At 37.2% G+C, this 17,576-nt stretch carries 14 protein-coding genes; all 14 read right to left on the bottom strand.

Annotated elements, in window-relative coordinates; translation table 11 throughout:
* Positions 1-35 precede the first annotated feature (35 nt).
* Positions 36-800, bottom strand: a complete 765-nt coding sequence (locus CC204_RS15910; RefSeq protein ID WP_088271059.1) for a WxL domain-containing protein — start codon at positions 798-800, stop codon at positions 36-38.
* A gap of 34 nt (positions 801-834) precedes the next feature.
* Positions 835-1,635: a WxL domain-containing protein gene (locus tag CC204_RS15905; protein ID WP_088271058.1), complete on the bottom strand. Its 801-nt coding sequence runs from the start codon at positions 1,633-1,635 to the stop codon at positions 835-837.
* Positions 1,636-1,638: 3 nt separating this feature from the next.
* Positions 1,639-1,986, bottom strand: a complete 348-nt coding sequence (locus tag CC204_RS15900) for an LPXTG cell wall anchor domain-containing protein (protein WP_088271057.1) — start codon at positions 1,984-1,986, stop codon at positions 1,639-1,641.
* 20 nt (positions 1,987-2,006) lie between these two features.
* Positions 2,007-6,314: an isopeptide-forming domain-containing fimbrial protein gene (locus CC204_RS15895; RefSeq protein ID WP_157894313.1), complete on the bottom strand. Its 4,308-nt coding sequence runs from the start codon at positions 6,312-6,314 to the stop codon at positions 2,007-2,009.
* A gap of 125 nt (positions 6,315-6,439) precedes the next feature.
* Positions 6,440-7,141: a DNA-binding response regulator gene (locus tag CC204_RS15890; RefSeq protein WP_088271055.1), complete on the bottom strand. Its 702-nt coding sequence runs from the start codon at positions 7,139-7,141 to the stop codon at positions 6,440-6,442.
* A gap of 294 nt (positions 7,142-7,435) precedes the next feature.
* On the bottom strand, positions 7,436-8,536 hold the full coding sequence (locus CC204_RS15885; protein ID WP_088271054.1) for a tyrosine-type recombinase/integrase: 1,101 nt from the start codon (positions 8,534-8,536) through the stop codon (positions 7,436-7,438).
* Between the two features lie 485 nt (positions 8,537-9,021).
* A complete protein-coding gene (locus CC204_RS15880) occupies positions 9,022-10,536 on the bottom strand; it encodes a helix-turn-helix domain-containing protein (protein ID WP_088271053.1) in 1,515 nt (504 codons plus the stop codon).
* 198 nt (positions 10,537-10,734) lie between these two features.
* A complete protein-coding gene (locus CC204_RS15875) occupies positions 10,735-12,666 on the bottom strand; it encodes a heavy metal translocating P-type ATPase (protein WP_088271052.1) in 1,932 nt (643 codons plus the stop codon).
* A 178-nt stretch (positions 12,667-12,844) separates the two neighbouring features.
* Positions 12,845-14,485, bottom strand: coding sequence for a peptide ABC transporter substrate-binding protein (locus tag CC204_RS15870; RefSeq protein ID WP_088271051.1), 1,641 nt, complete (start codon positions 14,483-14,485; stop codon positions 12,845-12,847).
* 40 nt (positions 14,486-14,525) lie between these two features.
* Entirely contained in the window at positions 14,526-14,903 is a 378-nt protein-coding gene (locus CC204_RS15865) for an OsmC family protein (protein ID WP_088271050.1), read from the bottom strand.
* Between the two features lie 397 nt (positions 14,904-15,300).
* Complete coding sequence (locus CC204_RS15860; protein ID WP_088271049.1) at positions 15,301-15,483, bottom strand: hypothetical protein; 183 nt, start codon at positions 15,481-15,483, stop codon at positions 15,301-15,303.
* Between the two features lie 19 nt (positions 15,484-15,502).
* On the bottom strand, positions 15,503-15,811 hold the full coding sequence (locus CC204_RS15855; protein ID WP_088271048.1) for a hypothetical protein: 309 nt from the start codon (positions 15,809-15,811) through the stop codon (positions 15,503-15,505).
* 21 nt (positions 15,812-15,832) lie between these two features.
* On the bottom strand, positions 15,833-17,074 hold the full coding sequence (locus CC204_RS15850; protein ID WP_088271047.1) for an alpha/beta hydrolase family protein: 1,242 nt from the start codon (positions 17,072-17,074) through the stop codon (positions 15,833-15,835).
* A 3-nt stretch (positions 17,075-17,077) separates the two neighbouring features.
* Positions 17,078-17,482, bottom strand: a complete 405-nt coding sequence (locus CC204_RS15845) for a hypothetical protein (protein ID WP_088271046.1) — start codon at positions 17,480-17,482, stop codon at positions 17,078-17,080.
* Positions 17,483-17,576: the final 94 nt, after the last annotated feature.

Raw genomic sequence — 17,576 nt, 5'->3', positions numbered from 1 at the left:
TTTCTACATATTAATCACAGCGGTTAAACTGTTTTTTATAATGTGTCTGATAATGTCCAAGTTACTGTCGCATTGTATGCTGCAGTACGAACGTCAACAGATGCTGGGATATCGATTACTACAGAGTTGCCGTCTGTACCTTTTTCATCGTCACCAAATGTTACTTCATAACGACCTTTACCACCGTTTGCATCTGTGTTTGTGTAAACTGGTAATGAACCACTTGTTTCAGAGATTGTTTGTACGCCAGTTCCGTCACCAAATACTTTTTTATCGTCAGCTGGTTGTAGATCTGGGTTAAGTGTAGCTGCTACATCGATGTTTTTGTAAGTCAATGTTGCACCAGCTAAAGTTACATCTGTTCCATCAACAGTTGCAGTAAATTGTTTAGTTAATGCTGCTGATAATTTGTATGTGTGGTCTACTGTTGAACGAACGTCTTTGATCGCTACATAGTTTTCTACGTTGTACTCATCAGCATTTCCTTTGTTTGCTACGTGAGGTGCAGCTTCATATTGTTGCGCGCCTACTACTGCAGCGTGAGCTTTGAAGTCTAATGGAGTTACAGCGATGATCCCAAATTCGTCAACGTGAGTTGGGTCGATTTCACTACCAGTATCGATTGGACGAGTACCAGTTGGGTCAGTCATTGTTGTATCTTCAGAAGTATTTTTTGTGAACTCGATATCTGCAGTTCCGTTTTTAGTTCCTTCTAAGGCTTGTGTTGCACTTGGTACTGCTACTGCGAATCCTACTGCTGTTAATAATGCAGCTCCGCATAATTTGTGTGTTAATTTCATGTGTGTTTCCTCCTAGGTTTTGTTTGTGTTGCATTTATGGTAACTCGGCTATAATCCAAGTTAGCACCGTTGAATAGGGTACCGGATCACGTTTTGTGGCTCCCGGTATACTTAATGTGACTGCGCTGTTTTCATACACTTGCTGATTGCCAAATGCTGCATCCAGTACAGGTTCGTCCTTTAGTAAACGCGGACTTAACGTTGACGCAATGCTGTTTTTATTGTCAGCAGATGCGCCGAATGAAATGCTCCAAGTTCCAAAGCCGGTGCCTTTTTTGGCATCTGCCAAATTATAGGTTTCTCCGATGTTGCTCAGTCTGATGATCTCTTTAGAGACAATCGGCGCTTCACTTTGATCACGTGTCGAATTGACCCATGATTTATCGAAAGAAATCACCGCACCGTTTAGTTCTGGATTTTTTGCTGTTTCATTTCTAAATTGTGATTCTTGACGCACTTGTAATGTCCAACCTTGCTGGCCGCCGCGATAATCAGAAACTTGTACAAAATTTCCTCTTGGCTTTGTGCCGTCTTTAAATAGTTGTGCGTTTACTGGATACGTCATATCTTTGTCTGTAATTGCATATTGACCAAAATTCAATTGAGGAACAAAATCGATCCGTAAACGTCCTTCTGTACTTGGACTTGGTCCAGGATCTACGATCGTTCCCGGATTTTCCGGATCACGAACGCCTTGTTCATCAGGAATCTCAGTTAAATCAATCGCTGCATTTCCTTCTGTAGTATCCTCTACTGCATATGAATAGCTTGGAGATATTGCGGTGAGTCCTAACGAAAGAAGTAGCAAGGCTGAATAGATTCGTTTCTTTTTCATTCCTTAACTCCCTTCTTTCTGTTCATCGTTGTCTTTTTTCCGTTTCCAGAAAAAGGCGATCGCTGCAATAATGACTATCGCTGCACCACTGATCGATAAACTTTTCTTCACTAGCTCTCCAGTTGAAGGATACTTGCCGACTGGTTTTGTGATCTTAGGCGTTGAATCAGAGGTTGTCGGTTCTGTCGTTGGCTCTGTTGTCGGTTTTGTTTCCTCATAGAACCCGATTTCACCATTTGTCTGAATCCCGCCGCCATTGCCTTCCCCTTCAGCTTGTACGCTAATTGGTCGAATGATAAAAAGTGATACACATGCAATGGAGAACAAAACCAGATAATTTAATTTTTTCATCACTCGTTATTCCTCCATTTTTATGGTGTATCTGACAAGGAGAATTGAATCGTCGCTTGATATTTACCAAGTTTATTGACAGCACCCGGTGCTAATTCAATCTTAAAGCCGTTGTCTTTTTTCACCCATTCCTCTTCACTGATGTTATAATCGCCAACTTCTTCATTCGTATGAGTGAAGATCGGTTTTGCTAAACCAGTGATGATTTCATCTGATTCACCATTCACGTAATGAAGTGCATCAGGGAAAATCGCATCGCCATTTGATAAAGGTGTCAGCAATGTTGCTGTCATCGTCCATTTTTGTAAGTTTCCACGGTTATCAGAAACGACTAATGGATCACCAACCAGATCTGGGTTGGTTGCGACCGTGTTGCCGTTCAAGCTTTCTGTTTTAACACCAAAATCTAAAGCTGTTGGCGCTGAGACAAATGACAAGATACCGAAAGCCGGTCCACCAGGCAACCCAATTTTATTGGACGTTACATCAATTGGAACATGTGTTGCATTTGGATCAACAGGTCCAACTATAAATGGATCTTCCTGAGGCGAACCACCTGTAGCAGTTGCTATATTCTCCAAATCTTTATCAACTGCGCTTTGCTCAACCGTTACTTGGAATGTCACTCTTACTTCTTTTGAAACCAATGTTGGATCTGTCTCTGATTTTGGTTCTGGTTTACTTAGATCTCCTACTTTAATCGTTAATGTACGTGTTGTTTCGTTGTAGTTATACTTATCAGTACCTACTTCGACATTGTCGATCGTTACTTTATGTTTAGTAGGATCAAATTTTAAGCCTTCAGCTAAGACATCAGATATTTCAACATTCGTCCAATCGTAAGAATCAGCTTTGGTATTTGAAACAAGCAATGAGTACGTCAGGATATCACCAACAGAAGTCGTATTTCCACCGCTAGATTCCACCCCTTTGACCAATTTAGGTGCATCTGGGATAACATCAGCTACCGTATTCAATGTTGCAGGATCGAAACGATCATCTGTCGTACCTTTAAGTGCATCATGATAACCTGTATAGCTATCATACGTTGTAGCAACTTCATTCAAGTTACCAGCAACGCCATCCGGTTCCGTTGTGTAAGTCCGCGGAAGTACAAACGATGGTAATGGCGTAATTTCTGTTGTGTCTTTTAGATAAACTTCCACTTGGGCCGTTTTATCGATATAGCTTGGTAAATCAATTGTCCAGTTACCGCCGACTACAGTGGTTGTCACTGCATTTCCAGCTGAATCTTTCAACCATTCACCATTGACTTTCACAAAAACTTTCGCGCCATCTTCATCACTGGTTCCTTTGATTTGTTTGGCCGCATTATTGATATCTGTAGATACGACTGCCTGAGTTGGCGGTGTAACGTCTAAACTAGTCACTGTATCTGTAAACCATAAATCTCCATGAACGACATCAGCAGGTGTCCCAATATGCACTGTCGTATCATCAGCAGCGGGCACATCACTTGAACCACGCCAAGCACGAACGACATTTACCTTAGTTCCCGTTGGAATAAATGTTTCGCCAGCTGGAAGCAGTGAAGACATATCCGCTTTAAAGATACCAGCTCGCGCTTCTTCACCATGAATACTGTATTTACCCGTATCGCCATCTTGAACAGTTGTTCCATAAATTTTATGCTTAGTCGTTTCATTAGGAAGCTGTACTTCTAACTCAACATGTACTTCATCTGTCCAAGCATCACGGAACCCATCTTTACCTTCTGGGATACTGACATGCCCAAAAATAAATTTATCTGCATTCGTCGGTGTACGAATTTCATCTACGATTGGATTCGCATTATTCCCTGACATCCGTGAGAAACGATTGATCCCGTTACTCCCGAATGAGTCTGTTCCAGTATTGAACGTAGGATCACTTGACGTATCGAAAAGCATATTTGTACCTTTCAAACTATAATCCACTAATGTCCATGATCTAAACGGATTGCCATCATTCCCATTGTTTGCTTGTCCAGTTTTAGGTACCCATAAAGAGACATCTGAGTGAATTGACTGGAACGTAGATGATGATCCAGGAGACATCAATGCTTTTCCGGCACCATTATTTTTGAAATCATAATACATCGGCTTATCAAGAATAAATGTTAAATCTCTACTACCATAGGTATTAAAGATCGCACCACTTGAAGTATTCCCGATCACTTCAAAATAAGTTCCTTCAGTCGCAGATACTGTGTTCGGACGCCATGTATCGATTCCGGCACCGTTATCAGCTAAGATTTTCACTCGGCTTCCAGGATCCGTCAATGTAAAACTATGAGGATTAGAAGCACTTGATTCATAGAAGATAATTCCTTGTCCTCTATTATCAGCACCTGGTGCTTGAGGTGTCCCAGTTCCTTTGTTGTGAACGGTGAAGTCGGAGTTTCCAGAGACTAATATATTATTATTTCCACCAAACATCCGAATTCCAGGAGCTCCTCCAGCAGATTTATTGATATTGATTTGAGATTCTCCAGAAACATTAAATGACATGTTTCCTTCAAGCCTAAAACGTACGGTAGCAGCATAAGCATTACTTTGACCTTCCGAATTCATGTCAAGAATCGACTGACCACTAGCATTAAAGCTCCCTCCGCTACTTTGAATCATGACTGCGGGTGTTGCACTCCCTGGCTCTAAAGAATGGATTTTGAAATACGCTTTATTCTCTACATTTAGCGTTGAGTTTGCTGCCGCAATCGAGATGATACCCCCGTTATCAGCTGTCTGAGTTGAATTTCCAGATACTTCAAGCTTCGTTCCTTCATCTTTTACAGTGATATCTACTTGTGCACTTGATCTCAAAACATTGTTTGAGCGACTATACGCAGTAAATTGAGCTTTATTTTGAACAATCATATCTGTACCAGCAGCTGAATTACTAAATACTTGTCCGACACTATTCGCATTAAATGTGGAGTCATCTACAATGAAACTCATGACACCAGATGCATCGATAATGTCGCTGGTTGTTGTACTAGTCAAATTGATATCTGACTTTTCATTGATTACTAATGATGAATTTGTTGCATTATTTCGATGGAAATTCCCAGAAATATTTGTTGGAATATCAATCTTACTATTACTAATCGTTGTATTTATAGATGTTCCATAAATAAAGTTAGCAATCGTATCAGCTGTAATCGTTGAGTTTCTAATATCAAATTGCGTAGTTGCACCCGTCACATTAAATAGACCCGAAACTTTCTCAACAGTTAGATCAGCATTTTCAATTAGGAACTTCCCATTTGCGATTGTTGAGTTAACAAAGTTTGAACCATCATTGATCGTAACCGATGCTCTTTGTGCTTCGGTCCCTTGAATATATACTTCCTTCGCAGTGATCATATTCGTTGAACGAACAATGCTTAGTACATTTGTTCCATTGATCGTAACCACACTATTTGCTGCTGTGATCAATGCTCGAGAACTACCAGACAAAGTTGTAATATTTTCAAAATTCACAGTCCAGTTGTTACTATTTGTTGCACTTGCATCGAAAATAGCTGTCCCATTATTACCTGTATACTTGAAATTTTTCACAGTCAGTATACTTCCTGTAGCACTTCCTTGAGCCATCGTGATTGAACGTCCAGTTGTAGCTGTAAAATCAATCTCGTAGCCTTGCCCATCGATTTCTAATGATGAACGTGCAGCAAGTGAAGGGTTCGTTGCAGCTGACATATTTGCCGCAATAGTGATTTTATCGACTGTTGGGTCCGCTAACGCTGTAACAAAATCAGCCCAAAGTGTAACGACCTTTTCATTCACCGGTGCTGCAAATGTTGAGACATCCAATGATGAAAGTGCCCTTGGAGCAACATAATTTTGTTCCACAACTTTTTCTTCTGGAATACTTGGTAAATCTAGCGAAAGTTTCGCTACTTCACCAGACTCATTTGCCAGTGAAACTTGTCCAGTTTTTGCTTTATTTCCTGCAAATGTTCGAACAAAGAATTGAACGATCAGCGGCTCTTTAGATGCTTTTGTTTTAATCGTAAATGAATCATCCGAAAAATCGACTACTTCAATAGTAGATAAATCGTTTTTTGTTTGCCCTTCTACGAAGTCCTCGTAAGAGATAGTATCTAAATCGGTCGCTTTGAATGTCAGCTCCTCATCCTTCGGATTATTGATCGTTAATTTGACTGGAAGTAGTTTTTCGTTATCACTGGAAATATCCCCATGCTCTAATGAATAATTGTCTGATGCCGCACGCAATGGACTTACGTCTCTAAACGACACATACCCTACAACCGTAACAAGCAGTACAAGTAATCCAACATAGAAACCTCTGTGTTTTATTTTCATTATTTTCCTCCTTTCCTCAAAAATCGTTGTGCTAAGAAACACACAATATATTTCAATTTTTTGACCTAATGCTACGCTAGCCATTTGATCAAAAAAGAGAAAACTGATTTAATTGAGAGGACCCCTTACATAGACAACATGTAACCTCTTGAGCGAACAGTTCGGATATACTTAGGTTTAAATGGATCGTCCCCAAGTTTTTTTCTAAGATGGAAGACTAGATTAGAAATGCGATACTTGCGATCACCTTTTTCATCTCCCCAAATCGCCTGATACATTTCTTCATAAGAAACGGCATCTCCTTGGCGTCTAACTAAAATCTCCATTGCCTGAAATTCCAATTTAGTCAAGCTGACTTCACCTTTCTTTTCCACATTGACAGAAAAGTTGTTAGGTACAAGTTCGATAGGTGCTAATTCTTCGATTTTGTTAGCTTGCGGCTCTACTTCTTTTACAGGTTCAACCCTTTTTGTTCTTCTCTCCAATGTCGTCCCTACGTAGATACCAAATTCATCAGGATCGACCTGATCATCAAATGTTCCGTCAGAGCCTAATTGTAAATAGACGATTCGATTGATTTTTGTAGAAGCTTCTGAAAGAATCCAAATGAAACGATCGGTCAAACTTCTAATCTTAATGATCAGCTCGCATGTTTCACCAATTTCTTCTAAAGAAGACTCCTTAATAATCACCGCATCCATAGTATTTATTCTTTGATCTAGTTCATCAGACTCTAAGTAATGCACATCACATTGCTTTTCCTTCAAAACCTCTATGTATCGCGAATCACCAATCTTTTTATGATTGACTAGTGCTATGTTAAACATTTTTTTCCTCCTTGATTTTTGACATTCCAAACAGTAAATCTAAAGGGCTACTTTTATGTCTGTTTGCTTACAACCGTCTGTTTGCTATTCCTCAATAAAACGAGCAATAAAATAGTGATTCTTTATTTTTTATTGTAAAATTTAACTCAAGCTAAAGTTACATTTTTTTCTTATCTTAATTTTTTTCTATTCTCGTTCTATGGAGGAACAAGAGATCCTCATAAAAAGATTGATATAGCAAGGCTTATTTATTTAGGTGACGGCGATTGTGACGGCGAATTTGAAATTTTTATACTACACACAGGTGACTGATTCAACTGCTAAACGTTCTTCATTCAGATTCGAATTTGTGTAGATATCTAATGTCATTTTTGTAGAAGCGTGTCCCATCAAGGAACTGATAACTGCTATATTTACACCTTTTTCTAAACAACGAGTCGCAAATGAATGTCGTAAGGCGTGGAAAGAACATTTTGGTAATTTTAATGATTCCAGTAACCGTTTGAATTGATAACGAATCGTACGAGGCTCAACAAATTTTTCTCCCTTAGAGATTACATAAACACTTTTACTTTGATTTTTTGCTCTTTGTAGACGTTTAACTAATGCTGTGGAAAGCGGAATGATCCGTTCTGATGTCTCTGATTTTGGTTTTTCTTCTATAATATGCGTCCTGAATTTTCCCTCTGAAAGAGTTCCCACTCGTTGCAATGTTCTTTGAACTGAAATTGTTTGATTCTCAAAATCGATATCTTTCCATTTTAATCCTGAAATTTCTCCAATTCTCATCCCTGTTTCTAAAGAAAGAAGAACAGATAATCCTTCTGGTGATTTTTTTGCTTCCTTTACTAAGCGTTTATGCTCAGTTCTTGTAATAGTAACGATCTTCGGTTTTTTAACTTTAGGTAACTGGATATTCTCATATAAGGACCTTTGAACAAAGTTAAGCTTTTCTGCATACTTCAGTGCGGTTTTTAAAACTCTGAAAACAGCATGCAGTGAATTAATTGAGATTTTTTCTTTTGTACTATTTATGAAGTTTTCGATTTTAGTGGATGTTAGCTCGCTTAAATGGATATCTCCAAGAGCCGGGCGAATATGGCAATCGATTTTACTCTTATAGCTATCGAAGGTACTAGGTTTTACATTGAAGACAGCTACTGATTCCAACCAATAATCTAGCCAATTGTTGACCGTTCCATAAAATCGCTCGGTGGTATTGGTATTTGAGAATATACTAGCTTTTTTGATGACCAATTTCTTTTTAACTTCTTTATAGTTATTAGCATAGATGTAACCATAATAGATTGAACCATCTGCTCGGCGACCTTTTATATATCGTCCCTCCCATCGTCCATCTTTTCTTTTATATATATTTTCTCCCTTTCTAGCCATAGCTGATCTTCCTCTCTACAAAATTATTGACGGCTATATTGACGGCTAAAATTAAACAATTTTTTCTCAATTTTTTTAAATATAATCAAAAAAATTGATAAGTTTTCCTTTTAAAAATGAGTTATAATGATTTTGCTACCAAAATTTTATCTTTTTTGAGATATTAATAATTATAAATTTAGGATTGCGATTATAAATAAAAAGAGAATCTTCGAAAAAAATATTATTTTAATTTTTCACCAACAACATTTCCCGTTCCTCCATAGAACGAGAAGTGTTTTTCTTTTACTATCATTATCTTATACTATTTCTAAAATAATTTGGACCAAAAAAAAGGAGCTATCAGTCCCCTTTTTTAAACATTTTTTATAAAAAAATGATAAAAATATTTTTTTAATGCAAAATAATCTCTTTTCCCTAAAGAAATCCATAATAAAAAAATAAGCACAGTCGTTATCCATTCTGACGTTCTTCCTGATCAAATCCTATTGGTTCACTCCTCCAGGCAAAGACATATGCAAGTAATCCGATATCATCCGAATATCTCTTCTTGTTAATATTGGATGAACTAAGAAATATTGGGCTCGATCAGTATAAATTCTGAAGGTTGGAGAAACACAGGTTGAAATAATGATATCGAACTCTTTTCGTTCTTTTTTCAGCTTGTTCAAACTTGTATAGATTTTTATATTGAAAAATATTTTGAAATTAGCTTCAATTTGGTTAATTAACTTTTGTTCCATCATTTCTGATAAATCAGTTTCTATATAAATAATAAATTCTTTTTCATAGCAGACTGCTGACTTGAAGAAAGAGAATATCAGGATATATTTATCGATTAAATAGTGCTCATTCAAGAATAAGCTGAGCCCAGTTTCTTCATATAATTCAGATAGAATCTCTTTCATTTTGCTTTTTAGAATTGGAAAATAGTTTTCCGTCCGCTGATACATCCGATAGCCTGAGCTGGTGTAAACAATATCCAAGAACAATTCAGCGTAAACATGACAAGGATACGTATATTCAAAAAAGAGCCGTTCTTCTGTTTTTGATAACATGCCAAATTTTTCTTCATATTTTTTCAATGATTGTTCACAAGCTGTATAAGCAGGTGTATTTTTTAAATTTACTAAATTAAGTATTTTTCGCTTATCCGAATGCGTATAGATTTTACTTCTAGCAAGTACTTCTAGCAAAAAGAAATTGGTTTCTGATTTAGATAAGCCATAATTATCTAAAAATAGCTGATAAATATTCGTCTCATGATCAATCTGTTCACATAAAAATAGATAAGGCTGCCAGTTTGATTTTATTGTTATGTCATGTCCCTGACGTGCTCGATTATAATTGATCGCAAATAAGTAGCCTACTTGATATAGTGTGAGCGATTTAAACGACAGATTGATTTCACCGCTGATACTAGCTAATAATTTAAACAATTTTTTTTGATTCACATTTCTAAACGGCCATTCTGCCCCTCTATAGAGACGCCAAAAGATCGTATTGAGCATCACCCTTATTTGTGCTTCTTCTCCCTGAAATCGGTAATGATTTTTACGACTTACTATTTTTACTCCAATTGATTTTGTTAACTGATTTACAGCCTTGATTCGATTCCTAATTGAAGATTCACTTACAAAATTATTCATAGACAATTGGCCTAAAGTCACTTCTTTATCAATAGCAACTGCTAAAATAATTTGAAAAATGATAGAGTTTTCTATAATAGATTGACGCAGCTTCACATATTGCTCCGGATCATCTATCTGTAAATAGCTCCCTCTTCCTTTCAGTGTTGTGAGCTGGATAGCATCAGAATTAAAATCCATTAGATCTTGTAATAGACTACTTATTAGCGTATGAACTCGCTTAGTAGGTACATCTAGTTTCGCTGCCAACTCATCACCGATCATCCAGACATTTTCATCTCTCATAATTGCTAGCAGGTTCAATTTCAATTCCGTATTCTCTTCTAACACACTGACCAAATTCCGTTCCATAAAAGAGCACCCCTATCTTTAATTTATTTCCATTATCTTCTATTGTAGCTACCTTTCTATTTTCTATCTCACATATTGCTTTTCCGATTATGTTATTAGGGCATCAAAAAAATAAGACTGAATTATAACTTAAAAAGTTACAATTCAGTCTCTTCATAAATGGACGAACACTTCTATTCCAATTTCATCTCAAACCCGTTATATTTTTGTTGGGATCAATAAACGTAACCCATTCAGTATTACTAGCAATGTGCTCCCTTCATGGGCGATCACTCCGATCGTGATATCCATTTTTCCAAATATATTCAATGTAATCAATAATACGACAATAAACATAGAAAAGATAATATTCTGCCAAATGATACGGTCCAAGCGTTTAGCTGTGGCATGAGCATAACTAAATTTTGTTAAGTCATTTTGCATCAATACTGCATCAGCAACATCGATTGCAATATCCGTTCCATCTCCCATTGCAACACCGATATCTGCTGTCACTAAAGCTGGGGCATCATTCACACCATCTCCAAGCATCGCAACACTGCCATAGCGTTCTTGTTGCTCTTGAACGATCGCTGCTTTATTTTCCGGTAAGACATTTCCCACAACTTCATCGATCCCGATTTGGCGCCCAACTGCTTGTCCTGTCAACTCTGCATCACCTGTAATCATTGTGGTATGGATGCCTTGTGCTTTCAAATAACTGATGACTGGTTTAGCATGTTCATTTGGGACATCCATCATCGCAATCAAACCGATGACTTCTTGATTTTTCGCAAAATAGACAACTGTTTTTCCTTCTTTGGCGTATTGCTCACTGTGTTCAATGATTTGTTTGTTCGTATTCACAAAGATCTCGGGTTTTCCAAGCTGATAAGTTGCTCCGTCAAAGACAGTAACCAAGCCTTTTCCAAGCTCATTTTCAACTGTTAACTCTAATTTTCCAACAGGAGTAAACTTCGCTAATATTGCATTGGCTAAAGGATGATTGGCTGTTTTTTCCATAGCAACAATGATATCGATATATTCTTGTTCATTTGTTTCAGTTAAAAAGTAAAAATCAGTCACAACTGGTTTTCCTTGTGTCAATGTTCCGGTTTTATCAAATGCGACAGATTTGATCGTTGCAAGGTTAGCTAGATAAGAACCGCCTTTAAATAGAACGCCTCTTTTAGCTAAGTTGGAGATTCCTGACAAAGTTGCAGGTACCGCACTTGCTGCCAAAGCACATGGAGAAGCAGAAATTAGAAAAACCATTCCACGATAGAAGCTATCATTCCATGACCAATTGAAAATGAACGGGCCTGCCGCAATAAAAAGTGGCACTAAAATCAATACGATCGTCACATAATATGGTTCTAACTGTTGGATTTTTGTTGCTGTTTTAGACAAATTGGATTGAGATTGATTCACCAATTGAACGATTTTAGCAAAGACCGTGTCGCTGCTGTCTTTTGTGACCTCCATTGTAAACGTTCCATTACCATTGATCGTGCTGCCAAATACTTCGTCTCCGACTGATTTTTCTCTAGGGATACTTTCTCCATTGATCGATGATTCATCGATAGACGTAGCTCCAGTTAAAATACGACCATCTGTCGGGATTTGATCGCCATTCAAGACTTGAAGTTTGTCACCGATTTTTAATTGAGAAACGTCCACTGTTTTGACACTTCCGTCAGGTTGGATCAAGCGAGCTTCCGTTGGATTCATTTTCAATAAATTAGTGATTTCTCTTTTACTGCGCCCTTCAGCATATTCCTCAAGAAAATGGGCAGCCGCAAAAATCAAGATCAACAGTGCTGCTTCTTCATAGCTTCCGATGATGATCGCACCAAAAGCTGCTAAAGTCATCAAAATGTGAACATTTGGTGCAAATTTTCTTTTGGCTTTAGACTGCTCTACTGTTTCTACGATTCCTTCCAAAATAATGTGATAGCCCGATAGGAATGTAGCACTGATAAAAAGAATATGTTGGATCAAAGAACCTTCATTTGTAAAAAAAGCAACAATAAATAATACCAAACCTGTAAAGAATAAAATAACGGGTGATTTGCCATGACTATGATTATGGCCATGATCATGTGTGTGTCCTTGTTCTCCTGAGCATTTTTGTGCATGAGTTGTTTCCATTGTAGTCATCCTCCTTAATTGATTATTTTCTGAAAAGATACACTTAGTTTTTCACATGAGCAATCGTTCATATATCATAAATACATAATACATGAACGGTCAGTCATATGTCAAGAGAAAAATAAAAAATATAGGAGAAAGCATATTTCATACTTTCTTCTATATTTTTTCTACTATACTATTCTGTTTTATCTACACGGATATACTTAAAACTATAGGGTGATCCAAAGCTATGTTTTACAACACCACTGATCGTTTTCTTTTGTAACAAAGCTGTTTGCTGCTGATAGATCGGTGCGATAACATAATCTTTTCCTAATAAAACATGCTCCGCTTCCAATAAATCAGACCATCTCTTTTCCTCATCTGCAGCATCGGTCGCTACCGCTGCTTCAATCAGTCGATCATATTCTTCACTCTTATAATTCACATGATTTAGACCAGACATTGATGTAAACATATCTAAAAATGTGATCGCATCTTTAAAGTCTGGCATCCATTGACCAAAAGCGATGTCATAATCGCCAGATAAATAGCGTTCCTGTAAATTATTGCTTGGTAAAGTCGTGATTTCAAATTTAACTTCAGGTAAAACTTCAGCAACTTGGCTTGCTAAATATTCTGCCGTTTTTTTCTCACTATCCGTATCTTTTGCTAAATAAACCAATGTAAATTCTGATTGATTCAGCTCTTTCTTGGCAAGATCAAGTGCTTCCCGTGCCGCTTCTTTATCAAATGTCTGCTGTACGCCACTTTCTTCACGGAAATCTTCACCTGTTGTAGGATTTTGGACAAAATTTTGCGGAACAAATCCAGTTGCTGCGATCGAGCCGTCTCCTAAAACATTCTCAACAAAGGTTTTACGATCGATCGCTAATGAAATGGCTTTTCTCAACTGAGCATTGTTAAGCGGCTTGTCTTTTCCTTGATTAAAACGAAGGTAGCCCATTTTTGTATCATTTTGATTTTGGAAGTCAGGATCATTTTTATACTGCTTTGAAAACTCACCATCTAAAACGACACGATCAAGTTCATCTGTTTGATATAAATTGACTGCTGTACTTGTCGATTTAACAACCGTTGTCTGGATTTCATCGACTTGGACATTCTTTTTATCCCAGTACTCCGGGTTTTTGACATACTGCCATGTATCGGAATTTTGCTCCCAGCCTTCTAAAGTAAATGGTCCATTATATAATGTCGTTTGACTAGATGTCCCATAATTACTCCCTTGTTTTTCAGCAAAGGCTTGATTGATCGGGAAAAATGTTTCAAAGGTCAGTAACGAGGTAAAGTAAGGTATCGGCTTGATCAAATGAACAACTAATGTATAGTCATCTGGCGCTTCTACGCCTAATTCTTCAGGTTTTACTTTCCCTTGATAAATGTCATCAGCATTTTTGATCGTTGAAACAAACAGACTAGCATAGGAGGGGGCCGTTTCAGGCGTCACTGCACGTCTCCATGCATAAAGGAAATCATTAGCTGTCACCGCTTCGCCGTTTGACCATTTCGCATCTTTTCTGAGATTGATCGTATAGGTTTGTTTATCTTCACTGATTTCTGGAAGCTTTTCAGCAACCGCTGGAATCGCTTCATCTTTATCATTTAATTGGTACAGTCCTTCCAATACCTGATTCTGTGCATTGAAGCTAGTGAAATCTTCTTCTTGTGTCGTATCAAGAGTCAAAAGCTCTGCTGGTTCAGTAAAACGAACGATTGCCTTCTCTTTTTCATTGTTTGTTGATTGATCAGTCGTTGAGCATCCTGTCAAAAAGATTCCTGTGATGATTGAACTGATAATAAAAAACTTTTTCATTTGCTTCCTACTTTCTCTTTCTCAAAAAAAGCTTATTTGATTAAACGAATTGAACTCTCTCTATAACTTCGATCGCTGGATCTAGAGACTGCATCACAGGACAGTTTTTCCCAATTAATTTTAAAGCACGTTCGGCTTTCCCTTGGGCTTCTTCTGGTACTTGGATCGTAAAAAGGATCGTTACCTGACTCAATGGCTTTGCAGGTTTATCTTCCGCACGTTCATAGGAAATATCTACTGACTTGATCGTAAAATCTATGGTAGAGTTTGTTAAAATTTTTTCGTAGACATACGCACCGCATCCACCGATCGATGCGACCAACATTTCAACTGGTGAAAAACCAAGATCTTTTTTCATCAGCCAGTTCCCACTTTCATGTACTAGCTCAAACCCTTTTTCTCCTGATACTAATTGCATTTTTTCCCGCTCCCTTTCTTGTTCACTTACTTTTTATGCTTTGTCTTACTATGATAGTACAAAACCGGAGAAACTGATAATAGTTAATCTCGAGGTATGATAAGGAAAGGCTATCATGACTTTTTTAATTTTCTATACTTAAAAGAGTGCAGATAAAACTAAAAATTAGTTCTGTCTGCACTCTACACCCGAATAAACTGTGAGAAAGAGGCAGCCCCTTCGGAAGTCTCACCCTTCTACTCTTGATTCATCTTCAAAAAATGACCTGCATAGCTCTTACTCTTGCATCCATTTAAGCTGATATTCATTTCTCTATATTGATTGAATTTTCGCACTCTGTTGTTTTAAAGCTGCTTTTACTTTTTTTCCTGCTTGTCCTTGTAAAGAGTCGCCTAAGTTACTTGATAAACTCTCTAAAGAGCTTTTCAATTCGTTTATGTATGTATCCTTGTTCTCTTGATGTGTGCTCCAAAAGTGCCGCCGTTCCTACAAAAGAACGAATATTATTTTTTTGTCGCGCTTTTCTAAGCTCTTTCATTCCAGCTTCATCAAGAATATCATCTGTAAGTATCTCTGCCATATCTTCTAAAATACTCCTTTTAATTTTCTAAATTGTATAGTTCCTTTTTATAGTTCTGTTCTAACGCATCCATTTCATTCATTAATTTTCTTTTTGCCAGATGAAAATGATCTTCTAATTCTGACGATTCATGTTGGAAGTTACGATATGCTTCAGATATCGCTTCACGTCCAAAAGGAAGACGTCCCGCCCAATACTCCGTCTCTTGGATATAGTCATCGATTTCCTGAAATATTTTTGCTTTGCTCCAAGCTAACTGCTCTTCTTTTTCCTCACATATACGTAATTCTTTCGTATATTCCAGCTTTAGTTCTTCTTCTTTATCCATTCTTAACCTGTTCCTTTATAGTTATTCCGGTTGAAATTGTTTCGCTAATTGTTGATCGATCGATAATAGTTTTTCAATACTTCCAAGAATTTCTGATTTGAGGGAATCACAACTGCTTGCGATTTCTTTACATTTAGCAATTTTCGATTCATTTCTCTCTTTAGGTTGATCGGAAATAATTGATTTACTGACGCCCATAGATTCAAGTGCATCTTGTACTTCTGGTTCACTTAAATCCGGCCCTAAGGTTCTACCTGCATTTAACGAAGTTTGCCAAGATTGTTCTGCTTTTTCTGTTTGACGACGAAGAAAACTTTCTACTTCCAAAAATGTCGCATGAACTGTACTCATTTGCGCATTCAGTACAAGAAGAGCTTCACTATTGTCTAAGACAATCGTTTCATTGACTGATAAACCACCGCCACTTTTCTTTAATTTGTCTCGTAAGGCTTTCATCCAGGCTTTTGTACTATTAAGAATCCCCAGTAGCTGTTGTTTATCATTTCCGGCTCTTTTTTTGATTGCTTTCACATTGAACGCATTGTCTGGAATCAACAATCGTCCAGTTTTTTTATCAAACTGCCATGTTGCAAGACTATGGTACGCGCCGCCAAATCGATCAGCCAGCTTTCCATCTTTTTCCATATCGATAATAATTGCAAAATCCCGACCAGTCACTCGAAGACCACCGATAGCATCTTTCTTATTTCGGTAATTATAAAACAGACCTGGGTTATCTTCTGCCCATTTTTTTCCATCTTTAGACATCATGCTTCCTGCATAAGGACCATTGAACCCCACATTCATCCACTTGTTTTCCGCAGCAATAAAAAAGGCTAAACTTTCTCCTAAAGAATGTCCAGTCGTTGTAATTGATGCAAATGGGTACTGATTTCTAATCGTATCTGCGAAGCGCTGAGCTGTGACAGACTGTGCTTCGACAATATATCCTAGTCTATCAAGTGTTTCGCTTCCTCTACCAACTGTTTGTATATCTGTTGCTATATCTGCTTTATCCGATGAATTCGTTCCAGCATAAGCGATCACTACTTGTGAGGTGTCTGCTTTACCGTTAACGATTGGGGCGACGGCCATGGCTTGCATGCCGTTTTTAGGTTCATTTTTAGTTTCGAGAATTTCGTACTCAATTCCTGCTAACTTTCTAATAGCTCCTTTTTTCATAGTTGGATCATACTTCTCATGTTTTGGATCTAACCAATACACCCTGTCACTCAATCTATTATACGAATTTTCTGTATTCAAAACCTAAATCTCTCCCTCAATACTGTTAGAATATATAACAAGAACTTTATTTTCTGTTTTTCCTTCTTTTTGAATATTTCTATTTTCTATTCCATAATCTTGTAATTCTGAATCTTTATCCATAAATCCAATACTAAATTCTACAGATTCTCCTTCAATGTCAGTCATTTTAACAATCATATTATAAGAATCAGTTGTACTATTATAAATAGTCTCTAAAAATTCTATTGACTTAATTTCTGAAAAAGTATTTTTCATCGCTAATACTGCCATTTTTTCTGATTCATAAATATGCGTTTTTTTTAATATACTTTCTTCCTCCGCTCGCTTATTCATATATAATATCCCTCCAAATCCAATAAATACTAGAGCAATAATTCCAACTATTACAGCAATTCGCTTGTTCATTCTATCCTCCTGAAAATAGGTGATAAATTAATTATATCATAATAATAAAAATATTTTCATGACTTTTTCTATAGGATAATTTCTAGAAACATAC

The organism is Enterococcus wangshanyuanii, from assembly GCF_002197645.1.
Taxonomy (GTDB): Bacteria; Bacillota; Bacilli; order Lactobacillales; family Enterococcaceae; genus Enterococcus_L; species Enterococcus_L wangshanyuanii.
This window is presented reverse-complemented; position numbering and strand designations above follow the sequence as displayed.

Bases quoted from the DNA above. Each gene is read 5' to 3' on its own strand.
- CC204_RS15910 (WP_088271059.1), bottom strand. From the start codon at position 800: ATGAAATTAACACACAAATTATGCGGAGCTGCATTATTAACAGCAGTA.
- CC204_RS15905 (WP_088271058.1), bottom strand. From the start codon at position 1,635: ATGAAAAAGAAACGAATCTATTCAGCCTTGCTACTTCTTTCGTTAGGA.
- CC204_RS15900 (WP_088271057.1), bottom strand. From the start codon at position 1,986: ATGAAAAAATTAAATTATCTGGTTTTGTTCTCCATTGCATGTGTATCA.
- CC204_RS15895 (WP_157894313.1), bottom strand. From the start codon at position 6,314: ATGAAAATAAAACACAGAGGTTTCTATGTTGGATTACTTGTACTGCTT.
- CC204_RS15890 (WP_088271055.1), bottom strand. From the start codon at position 7,141: ATGTTTAACATAGCACTAGTCAATCATAAAAAGATTGGTGATTCGCGA.
- CC204_RS15885 (WP_088271054.1), bottom strand. From the start codon at position 8,536: ATGGCTAGAAAGGGAGAAAATATATATAAAAGAAAAGATGGACGATGG.
- CC204_RS15880 (WP_088271053.1), bottom strand. From the start codon at position 10,536: ATGGAACGGAATTTGGTCAGTGTGTTAGAAGAGAATACGGAATTGAAA.
- CC204_RS15875 (WP_088271052.1), bottom strand. From the start codon at position 12,666: ATGGAAACAACTCATGCACAAAAATGCTCAGGAGAACAAGGACACACA.
- CC204_RS15870 (WP_088271051.1), bottom strand. From the start codon at position 14,485: ATGAAAAAGTTTTTTATTATCAGTTCAATCATCACAGGAATCTTTTTG.
- CC204_RS15865 (WP_088271050.1), bottom strand. From the start codon at position 14,903: ATGCAATTAGTATCAGGAGAAAAAGGGTTTGAGCTAGTACATGAAAGT.
- CC204_RS15860 (WP_088271049.1), bottom strand. From the start codon at position 15,483: ATGGCAGAGATACTTACAGATGATATTCTTGATGAAGCTGGAATGAAA.
- CC204_RS15855 (WP_088271048.1), bottom strand. From the start codon at position 15,811: ATGGATAAAGAAGAAGAACTAAAGCTGGAATATACGAAAGAATTACGT.
- CC204_RS15845 (WP_088271046.1), bottom strand. From the start codon at position 17,482: ATGAACAAGCGAATTGCTGTAATAGTTGGAATTATTGCTCTAGTATTT.